Raw genomic sequence first — 25,506 nt, 5'->3', positions numbered from 1 at the left:
GGAGACCTAATCAAAGTGAGATTGTAAAATTATAGTAGATTTTGTATTGCCTCTTCAATTTGTTTTGGGTCTGTTTTTGAAGAGAAGCGCTCAAAGACTTGCCCATCACGATCGATGAGAAATTTAGCGAAATTCCATTCGATTCGTTTTCCTAGTGGGCCAGATTTCTGGTCTTTCAACCAGACATAGAGGGGATCTGCTTCCTTACCGTTGACCTTGACCTTGGCAAAACGTGGGAAAGTGGTTTGATAGTGTAGGCTACAGAAGGTGTTGATTTCCTCTGCGCTACCTGGTGCTTGTCCCATAAACTGATTGCAAGGGAAGTCTAAAATCTCAAAACCTTGTTCTTGATAGCGATCATAGAGTTCTTGAAGTCCTTGGTACTGGGGCGTTAAACCACATCCGGTAGCAGTGTTGACAACCAAGAGAACTTTCCCACGATAGGCATCTAGTGGAGTTTCTTGATTGTCTTGATTCAAGACTGAAAAATCGTATAGTGAAGTCATTGTTTGCTTTTCTCCTTCTGTTTGGTATTTTTAGGAGTTTTTTCCTCCTGTAATGATAGAAAGCCGTAGGTCAGGGTTCCAAAAATGCTACCGATAATCAGGTCGTACATTAGGAAAGGACCACTTTTATCGAATTGCATGAGCAACTTCACAAAATCTGAAAGGGACATTTGCTGAACGAAGACTTTATGAAAGATGAGTAGGGTAAAGAGGCCAATCTGAAGACCGATAAACACAATCCAGCTTCGAAATTTGATTTGGGCTTTGCTGTAGGTTTTGAGGATGATTTCTGACTTGTCATCTTTTTCCAGATGGAGTTCTTTGACGGCTCTTTGAGTTTTTAAGGCAATGAAAAAAATGAGTCCAGAGTAAACGTAGGGCATGGCATAGCGAACGACCTCTATGAAGCGTCCAAATAATAGATAAAACAAGAAGAGAAAGAAGGAAGAATAAACGATTTGGACCATGGAACGGGCACAAGCCTTATAGATAATCTCTTGCCGGCATTCATCAAAAGGCCCTTGTATATGAAAGAGATTTCGAAGTAGACGAGTGGTTAAGTCTTCTTTTTTCATGCTAGTAACCTCCTAAATGAGTGGTTTTACTGACTTTCTTTTACGAATTGATAGAGATAATAAAGATAAGTGATAGAAGAAAGGATAGCGATAGTGAGCAGTAAATAATATTTCCAATCGCTTGAGATGAGCATCAGTTGTGGAAAAGATAGAATCATAAAGCACAGTGCTAAGTTGAGTATGCGTGTTTTTTGGGAGTCAATCTTTAGATAAGTTAGTCCTTTGTTGAGGGCTGGAATAAAGACTAGAAGGAGGAATATCTCGCTGAATGGCAAGTTCCCTGAAACGATGATGAAGATGAGCAGAGAACTGAACAAAAGATGATAGGTAAGTAAAGTTAGTAATGATTTCATAGGTACCTCCTAATCCTGGTCTTTTTTAGCTCTTGCAATACGAAGTGAGTCGACAATATGCATCATCACTCCGAAAAAGAAAGCTCCCAGTATAGTTTTAAAAATATGTTTTGTATTTAGAAGAGAAGTGATAAAATTTGGATTTTCACTTGTTAGGGTATCAATGAGTGGAATTATAAAAAATATCACTGTTCCATAAATCGAACCTGCTTTCAGACCAGGATGACGTAACTGTTTCTTTTCTTTTTTCATGAGTTTCCTCCTAATCATTATCCTGATCTTTCTTGGCTTTTGCAATGCGACGGGAGATGAGAATCTGTATAACCACTCCGAAAAAGACAGACTGGAGGATGCTTGAAAAAATATTTTTAAAAGCGAGAAGTGACTGAAGATAGTCCTGACTCTCACCTAGCAGTATAAGGAGAAGAGGGGTTGAAAAAAAACTCATTAATCCATAGACTATTCCAGCTTTCAGACCAGGGTAATGTAGTTGCTTACTTTCTTTCTCACTCAGCATATCTGGTTCAATAGTTGTAATCCCTGTTTTTTGCATTTGGTAGGTGACATAGCCAGCAGCGATGAGGGCAATCACTAAAATCAGAGGAGGATAGATTAGAGCCACTTCTTGAGGGTATTTATAGGCCAGAAGGAGTGGAATAAGATTTCCGAAAATCATCAGATAAAAGAGGATGATAAAGACTTGATTGCCGATACGATCAGCCTCGCGTCGTTTGTATTCGTCAAGTGGATCAGAAATACCGTATGTGCGCTTGATCAGTTTTTCAGTGAAGGTTTCTTTTTTCATGAGTTGGCTCCTTTTTTAAAAATTATCCTCCCAAAAGAGACTGTTGAGGTCAGTTTGGAGGCTGCGGGCGAGATTGAGACAGAGTTCCAGAGTCGGATTGTACTTGTCGTTTTCAATCATGTTGATGGTTTGTCTCGAGACACCGATATCCTTGGCGAGCTCGAGCTGGGAAATGCCCAGTTCCTTGCGAAATTCTTTCACACGATTCATTTGTTCTCCTTTCTGATTTATGTCGCATATATTTGACTATATTATATTCTTCTATAGAGAGAATGTCAAGCATATTTGACATATTTCTTAAAGAAATCTTACTTGTTTTTGGCTGATTTGTCTGACTAGTGCAAGCTAGTCAGATTTGTGGTAAAATAGATAAGATATGACAAAAGAATTTCATCATGTAACGGTCTTACTCCACGAAACGATTGATATGCTTGACGTAAAGCCTGACGGTATCTACGTTGATGCGACTTTGGGTGGAGCAGGCCATAGCGAATATTTATTAAGTAAATTAAGTGAAAAAGGCCATCTCTATGCCTTTGATCAGGACCAGAATGCTATTGATAATGCGCAAAAACGCTTGGCACCCTATATCGAAAAAGGGATGATAACCTTTATCAAGGATAACTTCCGTCATTTGCAGGCACGTTTGCGCGAAGCTGGTGTTCAGGAAATTGATGGGATTTGTTATGACTTGGGAGTGTCTAGTCCTCAGCTGGACCAGCGTGAGCGTGGTTTTTCTTATAAAAAGGATGCGCCACTGGACATGCGCATGAATCAGGATGCTAGTCTGACAGCCTATGAAGTGGTGAATCACTATGACTATCATGACTTGGTTCGTATTTTCTTCAAGTATGGTGAGGATAAATTCTCTAAACAGATTGCGCGTAAGATTGAACAAGCTAGGGAAGTCAAGCCAATCGAGACAACGACTGAATTGGCAGAAATTATCAAGTCGGCCAAACCTGCCAAGGAACTCAAGAAGAAGGGCCATCCTGCCAAGCAGATTTTTCAGGCTATTCGAATTGAAGTTAACGATGAGCTGGGGGCGGCAGATGAATCTATCCAGCAGGCTATGGAGATGCTGGCTCTAGATGGTAGAATTTCAGTGATTACCTTTCATTCCTTAGAAGACCGCTTGACCAAGCAATTGTTTAAGGAAGCTTCAACAGTGGAAGTTCCAAAAGGTTTGCCCTTCATCCCAGATGACCTCAAGCCCAAGATGGAATTGGTATCCCGTAAGCCAATCTTGCCAAGTGCAGAAGAATTAGAAGCCAATAACCGCTCGCACTCAGCCAAGTTGCGCGTGGCCAGAAAAATTCACAAGTAAGAGGAAAAAATGGTAGATAAGAAAGAAACAACCAGTCAATTCTTGCAGAGTCGTATAAAAAAATTCTCCCGTGTGGAGAAGGCTTTTTATCTTTCCATTGCGTTTACGGCTCTCGTCTTAGCAGTGAGTATTATCTTTATGCAGACCCGACTCCTACAAGTACAAAATGATTTGACAAAAATCAATGCACAGATAGAAGAGAAGAAGACAGAGCTCGATGATGCTAAGCAGGAAGTGAATGAATTGATTCGTTCAGAACGCTTGAAAGAAATCGCAAATTCTAAGGACTTAAAATTGAATAACGAGAATATTCGATCAGCGGAGTAAGATATGAAGTGGACAAAAAGAATAACCCGATTTGCGATTAGAAACCGTAAATCTCCAGCAGAAAACCGTAAAATAGTAGGGAAGTACATCAGCTTGTTAGCTGTCGTACTTTTCGCTGTCTTTTTGGTCAATTTTGCTGTTATTATCGGGAGTGGTAGTAAATTTGGAACGGATCTAGTAAAAGAGGCTAAGAAAGTTCACCAAATAACTCGTACAGTCCCTGCCAAACGTGGGACTATTTATGACCGCAATGGAGTCCCGATTGCTGAGGACGCAACCTCCTATAATGTCTATGCTGTTATTGATAAAAAATACAAATCAGCAACGGGTAAAATTCTTTATGTAGAAGATGCCCAGTTTAATAAGGTAGCAGAGGTTTTCCATAAGTATCTGGATATGGACGAGGCTTATGTTAAAGAACAATTGTCTCAACCGAATCTGACTCAAGTTTCTTTTGGTGCAAAAGGAAATGGGATTACATATGCCAATATGATGGCTATTAAAAAAGATTTGAAAGATGCTAGTGTGGAAGGGATTGACTTTACAACTAGCCCTAACAGAAGCTATCCAAATGGACAATTTGCTTCTAGCTTTATTGGCTTAGCCCAACTTCATGAAAATGAGGATGGTAGTAAGAGTTTGTTAGGGACTTCTGGTTTGGAGAGTTCTTTAAATACCATTCTTGCTGGGACAGACGGTATTATTACCTATGAAAAAGACCGTGTAGGAAATATCGTACCAGGTACAGAACTGGTATCGCAACAAACTGTGGATGGCAAGGATGTTTATACAACATTGTCTAGTCCGCTACAATCTTTCATGGAAACTCAGATGGATGCCTTTCTAGAAAAAGTAAAAGGTAAGTATATGACCGCGACCTTGGTCAGTGCAAAGACCGGTGAAATCCTCGCTACCACCCAACGACCTACCTTTAATGCAGATACTAAAGAAGGAATCACTGAGGACTTTGTTTGGCGTGATATTCTTTATCAAAGTAACTATGAACCAGGATCAGCCTTTAAGGTCATGATGTTAGCTTCTTCTATTGATAATAATACCTTCCCAAGTGGAGAATACTTCAATAGCAGTGAATTTAAAATGGCGGATGTGACGACTCGAGATTGGGATGTTAATGGTGGTTTGACTACTGGTGGGATGATGACTTTCTTACAAGGTTTCGCTCACTCCAGTAATGTTGGAACGAGTCTACTTGAACAAAAAATGGGAGATGCTACTTGGTTGGATTATCTAAAACGCTTTAAATTTGGGGTTCCAACTCGCTTTGGCTTGACAGATGAATACGCTGGTCAACTTCCAGCTGATAATATTGTTAGTATTGCTCAAAGCTCATTTGGGCAAGGAATTTCAGTGACACAAACACAAATGCTTCGTGCCTTTACAGCTATTGCTAATGATGGAGTTATGCTGGAGCCAAAATTTATAAGTGCTATTTATGATACTAACAATCAGTCTGTACGTAAGTCACAAAAAGAAATAGTAGGAAATCCTGTTTCCAAAGAGGCAGCAAGCACAACTCGAAATCACATGATCTTAGTTGGGACGGACCCTCTATATGGAACTATGTATAATCACTACACAGGAAAGCCAATTATAACAGTTCCTGGACAAAATGTAGCAGTTAAATCCGGTACGGCTCAAATCGCTGATGAGAAAAATGGAGGATACTTGGTTGGTTCTACCAATTATATTTTCTCAGTTGTGACTATGAATCCTGCTGAAAATCCTGATTTTATCTTGTATGTAACGGTTCAACAGCCTGAGCATTTTTCAGGTATCCAGTTGGGAGAATTTGCCACCCCAATCTTGGAGCGGGCTTCAGCTATGAAAGAATCTCTCAATCTTCAATCTCCAGCCAAAAATTTAGATAAAGTTACGACAGAATCTTCTTATGCAATGCCTAGCATCAAGGATATTTCACCTGGTGAGTTGGCGGAAGCCTTACGCCGAAATATTGTGCAACCAATCGTTGTAGGTACTGGAACAAAGATTAAAGAGACTTCTGTAGAAGAAGGGACCAATCTTGCACCAAACCAACAAGTTCTCCTTTTATCGGATAAGGTAGAAGAAATTCCAGACATGTATGGCTGGAAAAAAGAGACTGCCGAGACCTTTGCTAAATGGTTGGATATTGAACTGGAATTTGAAGGTTCAGGTTCCGTTGTTCAGAAGCAAGATGTTCGGACTAATACAGCTATCAAAAACATTAAAAAAATTAAATTAACTTTAGGAGACTAATATGTTTATTTCCATCAGTGCTGGAATTGTGACATTTTTACTAACTTTAGTAGGAATTCCGGCCTTTATCCAATTTTATAGAAAGGCGCAAATTACAGGCCAGCAGATGCATGAGGATGTCAAACAGCACCAGGCAAAAGCTGGGACTCCTACAATGGGGGGGCTTGTTTTCCTCATTGCTGCAGTTGTGGTGAGTTTCCTCGTCGCTCTTTTTTCAAAACAATTGACCAATAATGTTGGTATGGTTTTGTTTATTTTGGTCTTGTATGGTTTGGTTGGTTTTTTAGATGACTTCCTCAAGGTCTTCCGTAAAATCAATGAGGGCCTTAATCCCAAACAGAAATTGGCTCTTCAGCTGCTAGGTGGCGTCATTTTCTACCTTTTTTATGAGCGTGGGGGCGATATGCTCTCTGTCTTTGGCTACCAAGTGCATTTAGGGATTTTCTATATTATCTTCGCTCTTTTCTGGCTAGTCGGTTTTTCAAACGCAGTCAACTTGACAGACGGTATTGATGGTTTAGCTAGTATTTCCGTTGTGATTAGTTTGTCTGCCTATGGAGTTATTGCCTATGTGCAAGGTCAGATGGATATCCTTCTAGTGATTTTGGCCATGATTGGTGGTTTGCTCGGTTTCTTTGTCTTTAACCATAAGCCTGCTAAGGTCTTTATGGGAGATGTGGGAAGTTTGGCTCTCGGTGGAATGCTGGCAGCAATCTCTATGGCACTTCACCAAGAATGGACTCTCTTGATTATCGGAATTATTTATGTCTTTGAAACAACTTCGGTTATGATGCAAGTCAGCTATTTCAAAATGACTGGTGGTAAACGTATTTTCCGTATGACGCCTGTCCATCACCATTTTGAGCTTGGGGGATTTTCTGGTAAAGGAAATCCTTGGAGCGAGTGGAAGGTTGACCTCTTCTTTTGGGGAGTTGGGCTTCTAGCAAGTCTCCTGACCCTAGCAATTTTATATTTGATGTAAGAATGGCACCCTGATGTTCAGTTTCAGGGTGTTTTTGCATTCTAAAAAACATTGGTCAATTAAAGTCAAAACTCTTGACCTTTTCTGACTAATGTAGTATATTATAAACGTAAGGTAAATGAAAGCCTTACTCGAACACTTATTTAAAGTAAAATAGAAAGAGGTGGGTCTATGTTTAATCTAGAAATCTTCAGAAGTAAAGATAGTCTACTCCTGCTTGAAAAAGAAAAACCAGAAATAGTACCTAGAGTAGCGATTTAGCTAGTCTAAATTTTTTAAAACAAAGGTCAAAGATAGTCAATATCAGTAATCATAACTAAGTAAACAAAAAGAGGTAAAGAATATGAACAACAACTTTAATAATTTTAACAACATGGATGATTTATTTAACCAATTGATGGGTGGTATGCGCGGATACAGTTCTGAAAATCGTCGTTACTTGATTAATGGACGTGAAGTCACACCTGAGGAATTTGCTCACTATCGTGCAACTGGTCAATTACCAGGAAATGTAGAAGTTGATGGCAAAATGCCACAACAGGCTTCAGGTATGAAACAAGATGGTGTCCTTGCTAAACTAGGGCGAAACTTGACAGCAGAAGCTCGCGAGGGCAAGCTGGATCCTGTTATCGGACGAAACAAGGAAATTCAAGAAACATCTGAGATCCTCTCACGTCGTACCAAGAACAATCCTGTTCTGGTCGGAGATGCAGGTGTTGGTAAGACAGCTGTTGTCGAAGGTCTTGCTCAAGCAATTGTGAACGGCGATGTTCCAGCTGCTATTAAGAATAAGGAAATTATTTCCATTGATATTTCAGGTCTTGAGGCTGGGACTCAATACCGTGGTAGTTTTGAAGAAAACGTTCAAAATTTAGTCAATGAAGTGAAAGAAGCAGGGAATATTATCCTCTTCTTTGATGAAATTCACCAAATTCTCGGTGCTGGTAGCACTGGTGGAGATAGTGGATCTAAGGGACTTGCAGACATTCTCAAGCCAGCCCTCTCTCGTGGTGAATTGACAGTGATTGGGGCAACAACTCAAGACGAATACCGTAACACCATCTTGAAGAATGCAGCTCTTGCTCGTCGTTTCAACGAAGTGAAAGTAAATGCTCCTTCAGCAGAGGATACCTTTAAAATCCTTCAAGGAATTCGTGACCTTTATCAACAACACCACAATGTCATCTTGCCAGACGAGGTTTTGAAAGCAGCAGTGGATTATTCTGTTCAGTATATTCCTCAACGTAGTTTGCCCGATAAGGCTATCGACCTTGTAGATGTAACGGCAGCTCACTTGGCAGCTCAGCATCCAGTAACAGATGTTCATGCTGTTGAACGTGAAATTGAGGTAGAAAAAGACAAGCAAGAAAAAGCTGTTGATGCAGAAGATTTTGAAGCAGCTCTAAACTATAAAACACGCATTGCAGAATTGGAAAAGAAAATCGAAAACCACACAGAAGATATGAAAGTGACTGCAAGTGTCAACGATGTGGCTGAATCTGTAGAACGAATGACGGGTATCCCAGTATCACAAATGGGAGCATCAGACATCGAACGTTTGAAAGATATGGCTCATCGTCTGCAAGATAAGGTAATCGGCCAAGACAAGGCGGTAGAAGCTGTAGCTCGCGCTATCCGTCGTAACCGTGCTGGTTTTGATGAAGGCAATCGCCCAATCGGTAGTTTCCTCTTTGTAGGACCTACTGGGGTTGGTAAGACGGAGCTTGCTAAGCAATTGGCGCTCGATATGTTTGGAACCAAGGATGCGATCATCCGTTTGGACATGTCAGAATACAGCGACCGCACAGCCGTATCTAAATTGATTGGTACAACTGCAGGTTATGTTGGTTACGATGACAATAGCAATACCTTAACAGAACGTGTTCGTCGCAATCCATACTCAATCGTACTTTTGGATGAGATTGAAAAGGCTGACCCTCAAGTCATCACCCTTCTCCTCCAAGTTTTGGACGATGGTCGTTTGACAGATGGTCAAGGTAACACTGTCAACTTCAAGAATACGGTGATTATCGCAACTTCAAACGCAGGCTTTGGTTACGAAGCTAACTTGACAGAAGATGCGGATAAACCAGAATTGATGGATCGTTTGAAACCTTACTTCCGTCCAGAATTCCTTAACCGTTTCAATGCTGTCATCGAATTCTCACACTTGAGCAAAGAAGATCTTTCTAAGATTGTAGACCTTATGTTGGTTGAAGTTAACAAGACGCTTTCTAAGAAAGACATTGATTTGGTAGTCAGTCAAGCGGCTAAGGACTATATCACAGAAGAAGGTTATGACGAAGTCATGGGTGTTCGTCCGCTCCGTCGCGTGGTTGAACAAGAAATTCGGGATAAGGTGACAGACTTCCATTTGGATCACCTAGATGCCAAACACCTAGAAGCAGATATGGAAGATGGCATTTTAGTTATTCGTGAAAAAGCCTAAGACAGGATTTTGAGGATAAAAAAGAAGGAGCCAGCTGAAAAACTGGTTCCTTTTTTGTGTTTAAATCACATGACGTTCAAAGGCATCATCTGAAATCCCTTGTTCTAGAATAAGTTTAGCCCATTCTTTAGCAGAAAAGAGGCTGTGATCCTTGTAGTTGCCGCAAGATTCGATGGTTGTTCCAGGGACGTCCTCCCAAGTAGTAGTTTCAGCGATTTCCTTGAGCGAATCCTTGATAACAGCCGCAATTTCAGCGCTGGTATGACGCCCCCACATAATCATGTGGAAGCCTGTGCGACAACCAAATGGTGAACAGTCAATCATACCGTCAATGCGGGTACGGATGAGTTTTGCTAAGAGGTGCTCGATAGTGTGAAGGCCAGCGGTAGGGATTGAGTCTTCGTTTGGTTGTACCAAGCGAATATCATAATTGGAGATGATGTCTCCTTTTGGTCCTGTTTCTTCCCCAATCAAGCGAACATAGGGTGCTTTAACAATGGTGTGGTCAAGTTCAAAACTTTCAACAATAACTTCTTTTGACATGGTAAATCCTTTCAGTTTTCTCTTTTCATTATAACATAAAGCCGGCTCTTGAGACAGAGAGAAAACCTCTCCGAGTGTGGAGAGGTTGAAATCTTTATTTACGATACAAGCGGTCGTATTGGTAGTAAGGGTCAAAGGTTACATTGATACCCAATTTGCGAAGGACATTCTTGTCTTCATCAGTCAAGATGATAGTTGAGTGGGCTTCGCTTCCTTTGAGGTTGCCAAGTTCTTCCATAGCACGAGCAGCATCAGGATTTTCTGTAGCTGTGATAGCAAGTGCAATCAGGATTTCATTTGAATGAAGGCGTGGATTGCGACTACCCAGATGAGCGATTTTAAGACCTTGGATTGGCTTAACAACTTCAGGTTCGATTAGTTTTACTTCTTTAGCGATGTCAGCTGATTTCTTGATGGCGTTGATAAGAGCAGCGGCTGTTGGGCCAAAGAGCTCTGAGTTCTTACCAGTGACAATTTCCCCACTTGGCAATTCAAGGGCTAGGGCTGGTCCGCCAGTTTCTTCTGCTTTTTGACGTGCGGTAACAGCAACCTTGCGGTCTGCAGGTGTGATACCTAGGTCGTTCATAAGCAACTCAATTTTCTTGACAGCTGCTTCGCCCACTTTTTCGGCTTTAAAATCAAGAACAGTCTGATAGTAGCGACGGATGATTTCTTGTTTAGAGGCTTCGATAGCAGCCTCATTATCTGTAATAGCGAAACCAACCATATTGACACCCATGTCTGTTGGAGAAGCGTATGGAGACTCTCCTAGAATGCGTTCCAACATGCGCTTGAGCACTGGGAAAATCTCGATATCACGGTTGTAGTTGACAGTGGTCTCTCCGTAAGTTTGGAGATGGAAGGGGTCAATCATGTTGACATCATCAAGGTCAGCTGTGGCAGCCTCGTAGGCCAAGTTGACTGGGTGATGAAGGGGAAGATTCCAAACTGGGAAGGTTTCAAATTTAGCGTAGCCAGACTTGATGCCATTGATTTGGTCGTGGTACATATTTGACATACAGGTTGCCAATTTTCCAGAACCAGGTCCAGGAGCGGTTACGACAATCAAGTTTCGACTGGTTTTGATGTAGTCGTTTTTCCCCATACCTTCTGGAGAAATGATGTGATCCATATCTGTTGGATATCCTTTGATTGGATAATGAAGATAAGAATCAATTCCGTTTTTCTCAAGTTGGTTGCGGAAGGCATCTGCAGCTGGTTGACCAGCGTACTGTGTGATGACAACGGAGCCGACAAAAATTCCTAATTCATTGAATTTATCAATCAAACGAAGAACTTCTTGGTCATAAGAAATGCCCAAGTCACCACGTGCTTTGGAATGTTCGATGTTGCTAGCATTAATGGCAATTACAACCTCGACTTGCTCTTTCAATTCTTGCAAGAGCTTGATTTTATTGTCAGGCTCATAACCAGGAAGAACACGAGCAGCGTGGAAATCTTCTAACATTTTGCCACCAAACTCCAAGTAGAGCTTGCCGTCAAATTGATTAATGCGCTCCAAGATGTGGTCGCGCTGTAGATTCAAATATTGTTCAGAACTAAAAGCTTGTTTTTTCATTTTTTTACCTCTGACCTCTATTATAATAAAAAATTGGAAGTTAGGAAACTATGGAGTTAAAAAAGGAATCAAAAAGATTAGGCAAACGCTTGCATAAAATTTTAAAAAGCGCTATCATAGACTACAGATTATTAAAATAATGAGGTAAGAAGATGCAAGAAAAATGGTGGCACAATGCCGTAGTCTATCAAGTCTATCCTAAGAGTTTTATGGATAGCAACGGAGATGGAATTGGCGATTTGCCAGGTATTACCAGTAAGTTAGACTATCTAGCTAAGTTAGGAATCACAGCGATTTGGCTTTCTCCTGTTTATGACAGTCCTATGGATGATAATGGATATGATATTGCTGATTATCAAGCGATTGCAGCTATTTTCGGGACTATGGAGGATATGGATGAGCTGATTGCGGAAGCTAAGAAGCGTGATATCCGAATTATCATGGACTTGGTGGTCAATCATACCTCAGATGAGCATGCTTGGTTTGTCGAGGCATGTGAAAATCCTGACAGCCCTGAGCGAGACTACTATATCTGGCGCGATGAGCCCAACGATCTAGATTCTATCTTTAGTGGTTCTGCTTGGGAATACGATGAAAAGTCAGGTCAATACTATCTTCACTTCTTCAGCAAGAAACAGCCTGATCTCAACTGGGAAAATGAAAAACTTCGCCAGAAAATTTATGAGATGATGAACTTCTGGATTGATAAAGGCATTGGTGGTTTCCGTATGGATGTTATTGACATGATTGGCAAAATTCCTGACGAGAAAGTAGTCAATAATGGTCCTATGCTTCACCCTTACCTCAAGGAGATGAATCAGGCTACCTTTGGAGATAAGAATCTCTTGACAGTAGGAGAGACTTGGGGAGCAACGCCAGAGATTGCCAAGCTCTACTCTGATCCAAAGGGTCAAGAATTGTCTATGGTCTTCCAGTTTGAACATATCGGTCTTCAGTATCAGGAAGGTCAGCCTAAATGGCACTATCAAAAAGAGCTGAATATCGCTAAGTTAAAAGAGATTTTCAACAAATGGCAGACAGAGTTAGGAGTTGAGGATGGCTGGAATTCGCTCTTCTGGAACAATCATGACCTCCCTCGTATTGTCTCAATCTGGGGAAATGATCAAGAATACCGCGAAAAATCTGCCAAAGCCTTTGCAATATTGCTTCATCTCATGAGAGGGACTCCTTATATCTACCAAGGTGAGGAGATTGGGATGACCAACTATCCGTTTGAAACGCTGGACCAAGTAGAAGATATTGAATCTCTCAACTATGCGCGTGAAGCTCTTGAAAAAGGTGTTCCGATGGAAGAAATCATGGACAGTATCCGTGTCATTGGACGTGACAATGCCCGTACTCCAATGCAATGGGATGAGAGCAAAAACGCTGGTTTCTCGACAGGTCAGCCTTGGTTGGCAGTCAATCCAAACTATGAAGTAATCAACGTTCAGAAAGCGCTGGCAAATCCAGAATCTATTTTCTATACTTATCAGAAACTGGTTCAAATCCGTAAGGAAAACAGCTGGCTGATTCGAGCTGACTTTGAATTGCTTGATACGGCTGATAAGGTCTTTGTCTATATCCGTAAGGACGAGGACCGCCGCTTCCTAGTTGTGGCTAACTTGTCCAATGAAGAGCAAGACTTGACAGTAGAAGGAAACATCAAATCGGTCTTGATTGAAAACACCCTAGCTCAAGAAGTCTTTGAAAAACAAATCTTAGCTCCATGGGATGCTTTCTGTGTGGAATTACTATAAACATTTTTTACAGAAAAATTTAAAATTGAAATCGTATAAAAACAAGGGAGGACTGTATGAAAGACAGAAATCCTTTGTTTTTTTATGACTAAAGTTTATAAACTTTCATTCTCAAAATTCAATTAACTTTACAAATTCCCACTATTTTGGTAAAATAAACTTATGTTATAAAAACTAACATAAAGGAGAAAGAAGATGAATACAAAAAAGCGTGTCCTTAGTGCAGGCCTGACTTTTGCAGCTGCCCTGCTTTTAACTGCTTGCGGACAATCAGGTTCAGATACAAAAACTTACTCATCAACCTTTAGTGGAAACCCAACTACATTTAACTATCTATTAGACTACTACGCTGATAATACAGCTATTATTACTAACCTAGTTGATGGTTTGCTTGAAAATGACAATCATGGAAACCTAGTTCCGTCTTTGGCAGAAGACTGGTCTGTTTCAAGCGACGGTCTGACTTATACCTACAAATTGAGAAAAGATGCCAAATGGTTCACGGCTGACGGTGAAGAGTACGCCCCAGTCAAGGCACAAGATTTTGTGACAGGTATCAAGTACGCGGTGGATAATAAATCACAGGCTATTGACTTGATTCAAAACTCGATCAAGGGCTTGAATGATTATATTACAGGAGCGGATTCTGACTTTTCTAAGGTTGGGGTGAAGGTCATTGACGACCAGACTGTTGAGTATACTTTGGCACGCCCAGAACCTTACTGGAACTCAAAAACAACCAATAGTATTCTTTTCCCAGTAAACGAAGAGTTTCTAAACTCAAAAGGCAAAGATTTTGGGACCCTATCTCCAGATAGCATTCTCTACAGCGGACCGTACTTGTTAAAAGATTTTACATCTAAATCATCGATCGAGTATGTGAAAAATCCGCATTACTATGATCATGACAAAGTATCGATTGAGCACGTGAAATTGGCTTATTTTGACGGCTCAGACCAAGAATTGACCATCCGTAACTTTGAAAGTGGAGCTTATTCTATCGCTGGGGTTTATCCAAATAGTTCAAACTTTGCTAAGATCAAGGAGAAATATAAGGATAATATCGTCTATAGCTTGCAGGACAAGACTTCTTGGTATTTTAATTTCAACGTCAACCGTAAGGCTTACAATCATACTACTAAAACGACAGATGAACAGAAGAAGTCAACTGAGACAGCTGTCTTGAACAAAAACTTCCGCCAAGCGGTGAACTTTGCCTTGGACCGCACAGCCTATTCTGCTCAGTCAAATGGGGAAGAAGCGGCTAGCAAGACCCTTCGTAACACCCTAGTACCTCCTACATTTGTCCAAGTTGGAGACAAGACCTTTGGAGAAGTAGTCGCTTCTAAATTGGTCAACTATGGCACAGAATGGTCAGGTATTAACTTGGCAGATGCTCAGGATGCCTATTTCAACAAAGAAAAAGCCCAAGCAAAATTTGCGGAAGCTAAAAAAGAATTGGCAAGTCAAGGTGTGACTTTCCCTATTCACTTGGATGTTGCAGTTGATCAGACAAGTAAAAATGCTGTGACAGGCATGAACTCAGTTAAGCAGACCCTTGAATCAGTTTTAGGTGCTGATAACATAGTCATTGATGTTCAACAACTTTCAACAGATGATTTTAATAACGTAGCCTTCTTGGCACCAACACCAGCTGATCGAGACTATGATTTGAACTTTGATGGTTGGGTCGGTGACTACCAAGATCCGTCAACTTATCTTAATCCTTTCAATGCAGAGGATGGGTTCTACCTCAAGATTTTTGGTCTAGATGCTCAAGAAGATAAAGCTAAGATTGCTAGCTTGGGGCTTGATACTTACACCAAGATGCTCAAAGATGCAGATAGTGAAAATAAAGATGTAGCCAAACGCTATGAAAAATATGCTGAAGCACAGGCTTGGATGATTGACAATTCTCTGATTATGTCAGCCATGTCAAGTGGTGGTACAGCATCTGTAACCAAAGTAATGCCATTTACAAGAGGGTATTCATTGGTTGGTATCAAGGGTGATGGCAATAACTACAAGTACATGAAATTGCAAAAAGATACTGTGACAACCAAACAGTTTGAAGAAGCTAAGACTAAATGGGAGCAAGAAAGCAAAAAAGCTATCGGAAAAGCCCAAAAAGAAGCAGAAAATCATGTGAAATAATGATGAGCAGTTCTATTGGATGATTTTTATAAAGTCGTCCTAATAGGGCTGTTTTTTGCTGTACAGTCTAGTAGTTGTCTAGCTGTGTAGAATTGTAAATGAAATACTGTATCGATTTTGATGGTTTAATACTCAATGAAAATCAAAGAGCGACTAGGAAGATATACACAGAATCTAAAAGACTTGTTTTGAGATTGTCTCCAGCAACATATAACTATGATACGGTGATACTGGTATGCTTTGAAGAGGTTTTTGGATAAGACTGGTCAAAAAGTCTTTAAATTTAGAAAACGCATAGTATCAAGTGTTGAAATGAACTGGACCCCAAAAGTTAGATTTTTTCTGTCTAACTTTTGGGGTCCAGTTCAAAATGTCTTAATATTATGCGTTTTATTATGAGAATATTTGATTCGTTTTTCCTGAAATTGAGGTTTGCCCAGCTTTTTTGGATTATTTATGTAACATTTGAGAGTTATCGAATTAATACGAAATAACATTTTTATGTTCTTTATTTTTCCATGTAATTCCAACAAATGGTATGATCCTAGTCATTGGTTTATAGCCATCAATCAGGTCACTTCGAGGAGTCGTACTATCTATATAGACATTAAAATAGAATTTATTATTATTGTATTGGTTCATGCAATCAAAACAACCAATTTCCCACGCACACCATTGTCTTATTTGATTATTCCCTCCTCTCAATTTTAACTCGCTATTCAAGGTTCTAAGAAATAAAATTTGATGAGATGAGTTCAATTCTCTGATTAAACTATCCTTCAATTTAAGTGTTTGCATTTTTGTGTTATGCATCCAATCTACATATAGATATATACCGTTATCATATAAATGCTTAAATAATGAGATCGTGATTGATTGATCAGTATATGCATGCGATAAAAATACTTTCGGCATGTTTTTAGGCTGATATTTAGAATTCAGTTTAGATAACCATTCTGGAAAAGAGTTTTTTGAATATTTTCCATCAATTTCATTTGTCAAAGTATCGAAATTCTTTCCTAAATATTGATTGGTTTGGCTAACTATATTTTCAAATACTCTTCTAATGTCTAGTACACTATCCTTGTTTTTATTCAATACACGGTCAATAATTGCTTTTATAGCAACATCGTTATCTTGATATTCATTTATTGAGTAGTCTCTATCTATTGATAAAAGGATAAGTAGTTCGTTACGTGTCAGAAAGTAATTTCTAGGATTATATTTTGTATTTTCCGACGTTATATCTAGTATTTTATCCTCAAGTTTTTTTATTATTTTGATAAATGTGTCTGTAAAGTCAATGATAGCAGGATGAAATTCAAGTTCATCCATTAGTGGGATTCCGTAATTTTTCAATAAATATGCACGACTTAACTTAACTGAATCAGAGGTATTTTTTCTACCATTTCTGCCTCCTTACTTCGTATTACAAATCAGAATTATTACAGTAATTATAGAAATCAGACCGTACGGTAATAATACTATTTTTCTTGAAAAAGCTACGCAGAAAATACTCTCGTGAAATATTGGCGTCATTTCAAATGTTTCGATTCTATTTCTAGAAATTTTTTCCATTCTAATTTTGTCATATAATTTTCGAAATGCTCTTTCTACCATCAAATAATAAGCATCATGAAACCAAAATAATATTGTAGCGCCTAGTATTATCCATAAGAGGAAATTACTTTTATTTGTTAACCAGTATGCATACATTGCTCCAATTGATGTTATAGCCCATCCTTTCACAATGAATGAGTTTGATGCCATTCTTGATATATTAGCCTGTATCATTTTTAAATGTTCAATTCTTGCAGTAAATTCATTTTTCATTGATGTGTCCTCTGTTATCAAAATATTTATATAAAGAGTTATATATTATACAGAAAGTATATCGAAAAAATTATTTCAAGTCAATAATTGTAGTAAATTTGTGAAAATCTACTGAATTTATTGTCTCAAAAAGATAAAAACATCGTCCCTCTTTTGGGAAACGGTATTAATTGTTATAGGATAAAATCGAAAGTTGATTTGATTCCACCTATATATCGAAGGGTGTTTTTAAACTCTATAAATGTAGAATTTATCGTAAAAAAGTGATATAATAGTAACATTAAATGTATAGGTGTTAATCATGAGTAGACGTTTTAAAAAATCACGTTCACAGAAAGTGAAGCGAAGTGTTAATATAGTTTTGTTGACTATTTATTTATTGTTAGTTGGTTTTTCATTGTTCTTAATCTTTAAGTACAATATACTTGCTTTCAGGCACGTTAATATAGTGGTAGCAGTTTTTGCCTTGATGGTTGCTGTGACTGCCGCACTATTAATAATCTATAAAAAAGCAGAAAAATTCACGATTTTCTTTTTGACACTAGCTGTTTTAGTGAGTTCAGTTTCTTTATTTACTCTGCAGCAATTTATAGGATTTACCAGTCATATTAATGCAACTTCAAATTATTCGGAGTATTCTCTCAGTGTCGTCGTTTTAAAGAATAGCGATATCAATAATGTTGCCCAATTATCTAGTGTTAAGGGGCCAACAGGTACGGATAATGAGAATATTCAAAAGCTAATCGCTGATATTAAGACGAGTCAAAATAAGGAATTGACAGTCGAAGAAAGCAGCTCCTATCTTGCAGCCTATAAGAGTTTATTGGCTGGAGATACGAAAGCGATTATCTTAAACAGTGTCTTTGAAAACATTATCGAATCGGAATATCCTGACTATGCTTCAAAAATTAAGAAAATTTATACCAAAGAATTAACCAAAACGGTTGAAACTCCAAAAGATGTCAAAGGTGACAGTTTCAACGTTTATATCAGCGGAATTGATACTTATGGTCCAATCAGTTCGGTTTCTCGGTCTGATGTCAATATCATTATGACAGTGAATCGCGAAACTAAAAAGATTCTCTTGACAACAACCCCTCGTGATTCCTATGTTCCAATTGCAGATGGTGGCAACAACCAAAAAGATAAGTTAACCCATGCAGGGATTTATGGTGTAGATGCTTCCATTCACACACTGGAAAATCTCTACGGCATTGACTTAAACTACTACGCTCGTTTGAATTTCACCTCTTTCTTGAAATTGATTGATGTCCTTGGTGGAGTTGACGTCTATAATGATCAAGAGTTTAATGCACATACAAATAATGGGAAAAATTATCCAGTAGGTACATTACATTTGGATTCGAAAGACGCTCTTGGCTTTGTGCGTGAGCGCTATTCTCTGGCAGATGGAGACCGGGATCGTGGTCGTAACCAGCAAAAGGTCATTGTGGCTATTTTGCAAAAGTTAACCTCTACAGAAGCTTTGAAAAATTATGACAGTATTATTAAGGGGCTACAAGATTCCGTGCAAACCAATATGCCGCTTGAAACCATGATAAACTTGGTCAATGCCCAACTTGAGAGTGGTGGAACTTATAAGATCAATTCGCAAGATCTTAAAGGAACAGGGCGTATGGATTTGCCATCCTATGCCATGCCTGACAGTAACCTCTACATGATGGAGATAAGTGATAGCAGTTTAGAGTCAGTCAAGGCTGCTATCAAAGATGTGATGGAAGGAAAATAAGACAAAATGATTGATATTCATTCGCATATTGTATTTGGTGTGGATGATGGTCCTAAAACGAAGCAAGAAAGCAAGGCGCTTTTGACAGAAGCTTACAGGCAAGGAGTAAGGACTATTGTATCGACATCACATAGACGAAAAGGAATGTTTGAGACACCTGAGGAGACAATAGAGGCAAATTTCCAAGAAGTTAAGGAGATAGCCAAGGAAGTGGCTCCAGATTTGACCATTCTCTATGGAGCAGAAATTTATTATACTAGTGATATTCTTGAGAAACTAGAAGAGCAGGTGATCCCAAGTCTAAATGGAACGCGATACGCACTCATTGAGTTTAGCATGGCTACCCCTTACAGGGAAATCCATACTGCTTTGAGCAATGTTCTCATGCTTGGGATAACGCCTGTGATTGCCCACATTGAACGCTACCATGAATTAGAGAATAATGAAAAGCGTGTGAAAGAATTGATTGATATGGGCTGCTACACTCAAATCAATAGTTCAAGCATTTTAAAACCAAAGTTATTTGGGGATAAATATAAATTTATGAAGAAACGAGCTCGCTATTTTCTAGAGCGTGATTTGGTTCATTTTGTTGCTAGTGATATGCACAATTTAGACCAAAGACCGCCTTATATGAAAGAAGCTTATGAGATCGTCTCAAAACAATACGGTGAAAGAAAGGCGAGAGAATTATTTGTCGAAAATCCTCGCTTCATCTTAGCTGATCAAATTATTTAGGAGTTGACATGAAAGAAAATAAAGAAATCGCAATTGACGTTGTTCAATTATTTAAAATCCTTTGGAAGAAGAAAATCGCTATTATCCTAACTGCGATTGTAGCAGCTGTCCTAGCTTTTGGTGTAAGTAGTTTTGTACTGATACCTGAGTATTCTAGTACGACACGTATTTATGTGGTCAATCGAAATCAATCGGAAAAAGCAGGGTTGACCAACCAGGATTTGCAGGCTGGGACCTATCTGGTAAAAGACTATAAGGAAATCATCCTTTCGCAAGATGTACTGGAGAAAGTCATTTCAAATCTTAAACTAGAGAAAACAGTTAAGGAATTAAGCAAGAAGATTCAGGTAACAGTACCTGTGGATACTCGTATCGTATCAATTACTGTAAAAAATGCACAACCAGAAGAAGCTAGCCGTATCGCAAATGCTCTTCGTGAAGTGGCTGCTGAAAAAATAATTTCTGTAACTCGTGTATCTGATGTGACAACATTGGAAGAAGCAAGGCCAGCCCTAAGTCCTTCATCACCCAATATTCGTCGTAACACTCTGCTAGCTTTTCTAGCGGGAGGAGCAGTGATGGTCGTTTCAGTCTTGTTACTTGAGTTGTTGGATGATCGTGTTAAACGACCAGAAGACGTGGAAGAAGTAATGCAGATTGCACTTCTAGGGATTGTTCCAGATTTGAATAAGTTAAAATAAGGGAGAAAATATGCCAACATTAGCAATAGCACAAAAACGTTTAGATTTTGCGAAAAAAGCAGAAGAGCATTACAATGCTTTGCGAACAAATATTCAATTGAGTGGTGATAATCTGAAAGTTCTTTCCATCTCGTCTGTCAAACCTGGTGAGGGGAAATCGACAACATCAATAAATATTGCTTGGGCCTTTGCGCGTGCGGGCTATAAAACTTTATTGGTGGATGCAGATATTCGTAATTCTGTCATGTCAGGAGTCTTTAAATCAAGAGAAAAAATTACTGGTTTAACGGATTTTCTGGCAGGTACTACTGACCTTTCTCATGGACTTTGTGATACCAATGTTGAAAATTTATTTGTTATTCAAGCAGGACCTGTATCCCCTAACCCAACAGCACTTTTACAGAGTGAAAACTTTGCCACTATGATTGATACCTTGCGTAAGTATTTTGACTATGTCATTGTGGATACTGCACCGATTGGAATGGTCATTGATGCTACCATCATTACGCAAAAATGTGATGCTTCTATCTTGGTAACGGCAGCTGGGGAGACAAAACGACGTGATGTTTTAAAGGCTAAAGAACAGTTAGAACAAACAGGAATTCCTTGTTTAGGTATAGTTCTAAATAAATTTAACACAGAAGTTGAAAAATATGGAGCTTATGGAGTCTATGGTTCCTATGGAGTTTATGGGAAGAAATAATTAATTAAAAATGTATTTGATTTTAAAAAATACTTTAGATAGATTTTTGGCGTTTTTCCTATTTATTACCTTGATAATCATACCGATTATTCCTATAACGATTCTGGCTATTTGGATAGAAGATCCAGGAGATGTTTTCTATTTACAAGATAGAGTTGGTTTAAATGGAAAAAAAATCAAAGTAATAAAGTTTCGGAGCATGTATAAAGATGCCGATCAGAGAATAAAGGAAAGTATTAATAGTGGTAAAACTGATCGTCTAAATTTTAAAGAACATTCTCAAAGTATGACTACAAAAGTCGGTAAAGTGATACGAAAACTTTCAATTGATGAATTACCTCAATTATTGAATATTATAAAAGGTGATATGGCTATAGTGGGACCCCGTCCATTACAAGAGTTTGAGATAACTCATCATATTCTTACCTGTAAAGAAATGGATATTGCTTTAAAGATGTCTAAAAGATTGTCTGTGAAACCTGGTTTGCTTTGTTATTGGCAAGTTACGCCAAATAAAAATGACATGCCTTTTGCTGACAGAATGGATCTCGATTTATTATACATTGATAATGTATCTTTCAAGACTGATTTTTTGCTTATTTTGAAGGGATTTTATACAGTTTTAATGGGTAATAATAATTAATATAAAAAATATAAAAATATTAGTAGCAACACATAAAAAATATAAAATGCCCAGTGATACAAATATGTATCTACCAATTCATGTAGGATGTGAAGGAAAGAAAAATTTAGGATTTCAAGGTGACAATTCAGGAGAAAATATTTCTAATTTAAACTCTTATTATTGTGAATTAACTGGCTTGTTTTGGGCTTGGAAAAACTTAGATTGTGAATATCTGGGTTTAGTACATTATCGTCGTTATTTTACTAAAACAACTAAAGGGTACAATGAATCAATCAATATTGATGATGTAATTTTAAATAGGTTTGAAGTGGAGAAATTATTAGAGAACTCAGAAGTCATCGTTCCTAAAAGAAGAAAATATTATATTGAAACTCTTTATTCTCATTACGATTATACTTTCGATGGTATCCACTTGGATGAGTATGTGAAGTATACACCTGAATAAAAATGTTGTCTAAACTTTAAACCTGGAATCACAGGCCTTTGGCAGATTAGTGGTAGAAGTAATATTACAAACTTCGATGATATAGTAAAATTAGACGTTACTTATTTAGATGGCTGGACAATTTGGAAAGATATTGAGATTTTATTGAAGACAATAAAAGTTGTAGTAATGAAAGATGGAGCGAAGTAAAAGTATTTAGCCTAATTATTATTTTTGGTGTTCAAATAAAATGATATGAGAGTTAGGTTACGTATGTAGAGAACTTAAACTCTCTTTTATGTATAGAAAAGGATAAAAGTAATGAATATTGTTTATGCAGCAGATAATAACTTTGTAGACGTATTATACGCTTCTATTAAGTCACTTTATAATACTAATCATGATTTGAAGATAAATCTTTGGATTATTGCAGATAATGTCTCTGATGAAAATAAAAATAAAATTAATGATTTATCACAAGAATATGGACAAAGAAAAATTTGTTGGGTTGATAATGTTGAAATACCATATAAGTTACAATTAGACAGAGGTTCAGCGAGTGCATTCAGTAGATTATTGTTAGGGAGTATTCTTCCGAAAAATATTTCTAAAGTTTTATATTTAGATAGTGACACTATTGTAATGAATTCTTTAAAAGAATTGTTTGATGTTGATTTTAAAGGGAATATTGTTTTAGGTGTTGCAGATGTATTTAATAAAGAATATAAGAAGGTTTTGAAGATTCCAAAAGATAAACCTATATTTAATTCCGGGGTAATGTTTATAGATTTAGAAAGATGGCGTAAGGAACAAGTTGAAACTCAATTATTTAAGGTTATCAAGGATTTTAATGGAAAAATAATTCAAGGAGATCAGGGAGTTCTGAATGCAGTTTTATTCAATTCATTTAAACCACTATCTCCGAAATATAATTTTATGACCATATTTGAAGATATGTCTTATGAGGATATGATTACTTTTAAGCAACCTGTAAATTATTATAGCAAGGAAGATTTAGAAGAAGCAAGAAAGAATATAACAATCCGCCATTTCACAACGTGTTTTCTATCACTAAGACCTTGGCAAGAAAGTAGTGAGGTAGCGCATGTGGAAATATTTAAAAAATACTATAGAGGAGAATACAAAGAAGTATCTCCATCTAAGTTATTAAGTGTTTATAAAATTCTACCGAAAAAAATGTCGCTCCATCTACTAGGTTTTATTCAATCAAAAGTGCGTCCAAAACTGTATAGAATTATAAAATAGAGGTGTAAAATGATAAGTGTTAAAAGTATAGAACAAAAAACGATGACAGAAGAAAAGAAAAGAGAAGCAAAAAAAGACATTGTTGCTTTCTATGTAGGTAGACCTCTATCATACATATTGACAATTCCTTTTCTTAAAACAAAAATGACACCTAATCAGATTTCTATATTGTCTATTGTACCTTTAATTATTGGAACAGCTTTGGTAACAATAAGCTCTAATCAGTTTGTACTATTGCTAAGTTGGCTTTGTTTTTTCTTATGGAATTTACTTGACGGTGTTGATGGAAATGTTGCTCGTTTCAAGGGAATTACTTCTCCTATGGGAAGTGTTATAGATGCCATGGCAGGTTATGCTGCAATGTATTTATCATTCCTCACTATGGGAATTATTGCAAGTGATTATAGTCAAACATTGTTCTTTACACAAAAAACATATTTAATTTTAGGATCACTATCTGGTGTTTTTGTTTTGTTCCCTAGATTGATTATGCATAAGGCGATAAATACTGTAGGAAACAAAAATAGTGAACATTACAAAGGTAGAAAGAATTTTGGAATTATAGAAATGATTGCACTTAATGTAACCTCTATAACAGGATTTGCACAAATTTTTATGCTACTTGCAATATTGTTGAAATTAAGTGATTTATTTACACTAGTTTATTTCCTTATTAATTTATTAGTTATGGTGATCTCTATTAAAAAGATAATAAAGTAAGAGCAAGGTGTGTTATGAAAAAAATTGCAATAGTAAGGTATAATTTAAGTAAAATTGGTGGAGCCGAAAAAGTTGCTATAAATATGGCTAATGAATTATCTCAGAATTATAAAACATACTTAATTTCTATTTTACTAGATGAAGACAAAAGCATAAATTATGATATATCATTTGATGTTGAAGTTAAGTCGTTTTTTTATGGTGATTTAAGAGTTCGCCGTGTTATAATTCCTGCTATGATAAAGTTGAGAAAATACTTGATAAATAATGAAATTGATATAGTGTTTTCTATTGCTCCAGCTACTAATATTATAATCTTTTTAGCAACACTAGGATTAAATATAAAAACAGTCTTTTGTGATCATCATAGTTTAGAGTTTCAAGACACGTTCAGTCGCAAGATACAAAGATATATTGGAGCAAAGTTTTTTGACAAAATTGTAACTTTGACTGAGGAAGATAAAAATAGATACCGAAGAGACTTTTCATTAAGAAATGAAAAAGTTACTTCTATTTATAATTGGATTGAAGATACTGATAATATTCTCACCTACTCTAAAAAAAGCAAGAGCATTATAACAGTTGGGAGAATGGAATATCAAAAAGGCTATGACTATTTAGCTCAAATTGCTGTTAAAGTTTTGTCAAAATTTACAGATTGGGAATGGGACATATATGGTTCGGGAAATGAGCAAATAAAACAAGATTTGATAACTGAATTGGATAAAGGTGGCGTTTTGTCACGAGTTCATTTTAAAGGTAATGTAAAAGGAATAGAGAACATTTATCCTAATCATGCAATATATATAATGACTTCTCGTTATGAAGGATTACCCTTAGTACTTTTAGAGGCAAAACAATATGGATTACCAATTGTTAGCTTTGACTGTCCAACAGGTCCATCTGAGATAATATTAGATGGTGAAAATGGTTATTTAATTGAGAATTTTGATGTAAAGCAAATGAGTCAAAAAATAATAGAATTAATTAGAAATGATGAATTGAGATTAAGATTTTCACGAAATGCGATGTTAGATACTGATAAATTTAATAAAAAGAGAATTATTGAACAATGGATTGAATTGATAGAAGAAATGACGGGAGAATGA

At 37.4% G+C, this 25,506-nt stretch carries 25 protein-coding genes and 2 pseudogenes; 17 read left to right on the top strand and 10 right to left on the bottom strand.

Annotated features, from left to right (window positions below; translation table 11 throughout):
* Nucleotides 1-29: 29 nt before the first annotated feature.
* From QS39_RS00475 to QS39_RS00450, 6 genes are read right to left on the bottom strand one after another with little or no spacing between them, the layout of a single operon-like run.
* On the bottom strand, nucleotides 30-506 hold the full coding sequence (locus tag QS39_RS00475) for a glutathione peroxidase (RefSeq protein WP_077804311.1): 477 nt from the start codon (nucleotides 504-506) through the stop codon (nucleotides 30-32).
* On the bottom strand, nucleotides 503-1,081 hold the full coding sequence (locus tag QS39_RS00470) for a DUF3278 domain-containing protein (RefSeq protein WP_077804310.1): 579 nt from the start codon (nucleotides 1,079-1,081) through the stop codon (nucleotides 503-505). Before QS39_RS00470 ends, QS39_RS00475 begins: the two co-directional genes overlap by 4 nt.
* A 26-nt stretch (nucleotides 1,082-1,107) precedes the next feature.
* Entirely contained in the window at nucleotides 1,108-1,434 is a 327-nt protein-coding gene (locus QS39_RS00465; protein ID WP_077804309.1) for a hypothetical protein, read from the bottom strand.
* A gap of 9 nt (nucleotides 1,435-1,443) precedes the next feature.
* Nucleotides 1,444-1,686 (bottom strand): hypothetical protein, encoded by a 243-nt coding sequence (locus tag QS39_RS00460; RefSeq protein WP_077804308.1) that lies wholly within the window; start codon nucleotides 1,684-1,686, stop codon nucleotides 1,444-1,446.
* 10 nt (nucleotides 1,687-1,696) lie between these two features.
* Nucleotides 1,697-2,239, bottom strand: coding sequence for a DUF3278 domain-containing protein (locus QS39_RS00455; protein ID WP_077804307.1), 543 nt, complete (start codon nucleotides 2,237-2,239; stop codon nucleotides 1,697-1,699).
* A gap of 15 nt (nucleotides 2,240-2,254) precedes the next feature.
* Entirely contained in the window at nucleotides 2,255-2,449 is a 195-nt protein-coding gene (locus QS39_RS00450; RefSeq protein WP_001082471.1) for a helix-turn-helix transcriptional regulator, read from the bottom strand.
* Nucleotides 2,450-2,615: 166 nt separating this feature from the next.
* Here QS39_RS00450 and rsmH point away from each other — a divergent pair, with 166 nt between their 5' ends.
* From rsmH to QS39_RS00425, 5 genes are all read left to right on the top strand, one after another.
* Nucleotides 2,616-3,566: a 16S rRNA (cytosine(1402)-N(4))-methyltransferase RsmH gene (gene rsmH, locus QS39_RS00445; protein WP_077804306.1), complete on the top strand. Its 951-nt coding sequence runs from the start codon at nucleotides 2,616-2,618 to the stop codon at nucleotides 3,564-3,566.
* Between the two features lie 9 nt (nucleotides 3,567-3,575).
* On the top strand, nucleotides 3,576-3,893 hold the full coding sequence (gene ftsL, locus QS39_RS00440) for a cell division protein FtsL (protein ID WP_077804305.1): 318 nt from the start codon (nucleotides 3,576-3,578) through the stop codon (nucleotides 3,891-3,893).
* Nucleotides 3,894-3,896: 3 nt separating this feature from the next.
* Entirely contained in the window at nucleotides 3,897-6,149 is a 2,253-nt protein-coding gene (gene pbp2x / locus QS39_RS00435) for a penicillin-binding protein PBP2X (RefSeq protein ID WP_077804304.1), read from the top strand.
* 1 nt (nucleotide 6,150) lies between these two features.
* The gene (gene mraY, locus QS39_RS00430) at nucleotides 6,151-7,131 is read left to right on the top strand and encodes a phospho-N-acetylmuramoyl-pentapeptide-transferase (protein ID WP_077804303.1); all 981 of its coding nucleotides are present in this window, start codon (nucleotides 6,151-6,153) and stop codon (nucleotides 7,129-7,131) included.
* A 343-nt stretch (nucleotides 7,132-7,474) separates the two neighbouring features.
* Entirely contained in the window at nucleotides 7,475-9,580 is a 2,106-nt protein-coding gene (locus QS39_RS00425) for an ATP-dependent Clp protease ATP-binding subunit (RefSeq protein ID WP_077804302.1), read from the top strand.
* Nucleotides 9,581-9,640: 60 nt separating this feature from the next.
* Here QS39_RS00425 and QS39_RS00420 read toward each other — a convergent pair whose 3' ends face one another.
* The gene (locus tag QS39_RS00420; RefSeq protein ID WP_000032547.1) at nucleotides 9,641-10,123 is read right to left on the bottom strand and encodes an S-ribosylhomocysteine lyase; all 483 of its coding nucleotides are present in this window, start codon (nucleotides 10,121-10,123) and stop codon (nucleotides 9,641-9,643) included.
* Nucleotides 10,124-10,217: 94 nt separating this feature from the next.
* Nucleotides 10,218-11,702: a DUF1846 domain-containing protein gene (locus QS39_RS00415; RefSeq protein ID WP_077804301.1), complete on the bottom strand. Its 1,485-nt coding sequence runs from the start codon at nucleotides 11,700-11,702 to the stop codon at nucleotides 10,218-10,220.
* 152 nt (nucleotides 11,703-11,854) lie between these two features.
* On the opposite strand from QS39_RS00415, the gene QS39_RS00410 reads away from it, so the two are divergent.
* A complete protein-coding gene (locus QS39_RS00410; protein ID WP_077804300.1) occupies nucleotides 11,855-13,462 on the top strand; it encodes a glycoside hydrolase family 13 protein in 1,608 nt (535 codons plus the stop codon).
* Between the two features lie 195 nt (nucleotides 13,463-13,657).
* A complete protein-coding gene (locus tag QS39_RS00405; RefSeq protein WP_077804299.1) occupies nucleotides 13,658-15,616 on the top strand; it encodes a peptide ABC transporter substrate-binding protein in 1,959 nt (652 codons plus the stop codon).
* Between the two features lie 480 nt (nucleotides 15,617-16,096).
* Here the strand turns inward: QS39_RS00405 and QS39_RS00400 are convergent, their stop codons facing one another.
* Nucleotides 16,097-16,951 (bottom strand): hypothetical protein, encoded by an 855-nt coding sequence (locus QS39_RS00400; protein ID WP_077804298.1) that lies wholly within the window; start codon nucleotides 16,949-16,951, stop codon nucleotides 16,097-16,099.
* Between the two features lie 84 nt (nucleotides 16,952-17,035).
* Nucleotides 17,036-17,449, bottom strand: a complete 414-nt coding sequence (locus tag QS39_RS00395; RefSeq protein ID WP_077804297.1) for a hypothetical protein — start codon at nucleotides 17,447-17,449, stop codon at nucleotides 17,036-17,038.
* 301 nt (nucleotides 17,450-17,750) lie between these two features.
* Between QS39_RS00395 and cpsA the strand changes: the two genes are divergently transcribed.
* The 10 genes and pseudogenes from cpsA (at nucleotide 17,751) to QS39_RS00350 (ending at nucleotide 25,506) form a co-directional block, all read left to right on the top strand.
* Nucleotides 17,751-19,199: an LCP family glycopolymer transferase CpsA gene (cpsA, locus tag QS39_RS00390; protein WP_077804296.1), complete on the top strand. Its 1,449-nt coding sequence runs from the start codon at nucleotides 17,751-17,753 to the stop codon at nucleotides 19,197-19,199.
* 6 nt (nucleotides 19,200-19,205) lie between these two features.
* Nucleotides 19,206-19,937 (top strand): capsular polysaccharide biosynthesis protein Cps4B, encoded by a 732-nt coding sequence (cps4B, locus tag QS39_RS00385; protein ID WP_077804295.1) that lies wholly within the window; start codon nucleotides 19,206-19,208, stop codon nucleotides 19,935-19,937.
* An 8-nt stretch (nucleotides 19,938-19,945) separates the two neighbouring features.
* Nucleotides 19,946-20,638 carry a CspC family polysaccharide chain length determinant protein gene (locus QS39_RS00380; protein WP_077804294.1) on the top strand — a complete coding sequence of 231 codons (693 nt, stop codon included), beginning with the start codon at nucleotides 19,946-19,948 and terminating at the stop codon, nucleotides 20,636-20,638.
* Between the two features lie 10 nt (nucleotides 20,639-20,648).
* Nucleotides 20,649-21,341: a tyrosine-protein kinase gene (locus tag QS39_RS00375; protein WP_077804293.1), complete on the top strand. Its 693-nt coding sequence runs from the start codon at nucleotides 20,649-20,651 to the stop codon at nucleotides 21,339-21,341.
* Between the two features lie 10 nt (nucleotides 21,342-21,351).
* Nucleotides 21,352-21,984, top strand: coding sequence for a sugar transferase (locus QS39_RS00370; protein WP_077804292.1), 633 nt, complete (start codon nucleotides 21,352-21,354; stop codon nucleotides 21,982-21,984).
* A gap of 1 nt (nucleotide 21,985) precedes the next feature.
* A pseudogene (locus QS39_RS00365) lies at nucleotides 21,986-22,405 on the top strand (DUF4422 domain-containing protein); the annotation flags it as partial.
* Nucleotides 22,400-22,621, top strand: a pseudogene (locus QS39_RS10950) (sugar transferase); the annotation flags it as partial. The pseudogenes QS39_RS00365 and QS39_RS10950, both read left to right, overlap by 6 nt.
* A gap of 111 nt (nucleotides 22,622-22,732) precedes the next feature.
* Entirely contained in the window at nucleotides 22,733-23,677 is a 945-nt protein-coding gene (locus tag QS39_RS00360) for a glycosyltransferase family 8 protein (RefSeq protein ID WP_077804291.1), read from the top strand.
* Between the two features lie 9 nt (nucleotides 23,678-23,686).
* Nucleotides 23,687-24,397, top strand: a complete 711-nt coding sequence (locus tag QS39_RS00355; RefSeq protein ID WP_257617673.1) for a CDP-alcohol phosphatidyltransferase family protein — start codon at nucleotides 23,687-23,689, stop codon at nucleotides 24,395-24,397.
* Nucleotides 24,398-24,411: 14 nt separating this feature from the next.
* Nucleotides 24,412-25,506, top strand: a complete 1,095-nt coding sequence (locus QS39_RS00350) for a glycosyltransferase family 4 protein (protein WP_077804290.1) — start codon at nucleotides 24,412-24,414, stop codon at nucleotides 25,504-25,506.

The organism is Streptococcus mitis (assembly GCF_002005545.1).
GTDB classification, from domain to species: Bacteria; Bacillota; Bacilli; order Lactobacillales; family Streptococcaceae; genus Streptococcus; species Streptococcus mitis_I.
This window is presented reverse-complemented; position numbering and strand designations above follow the sequence as displayed.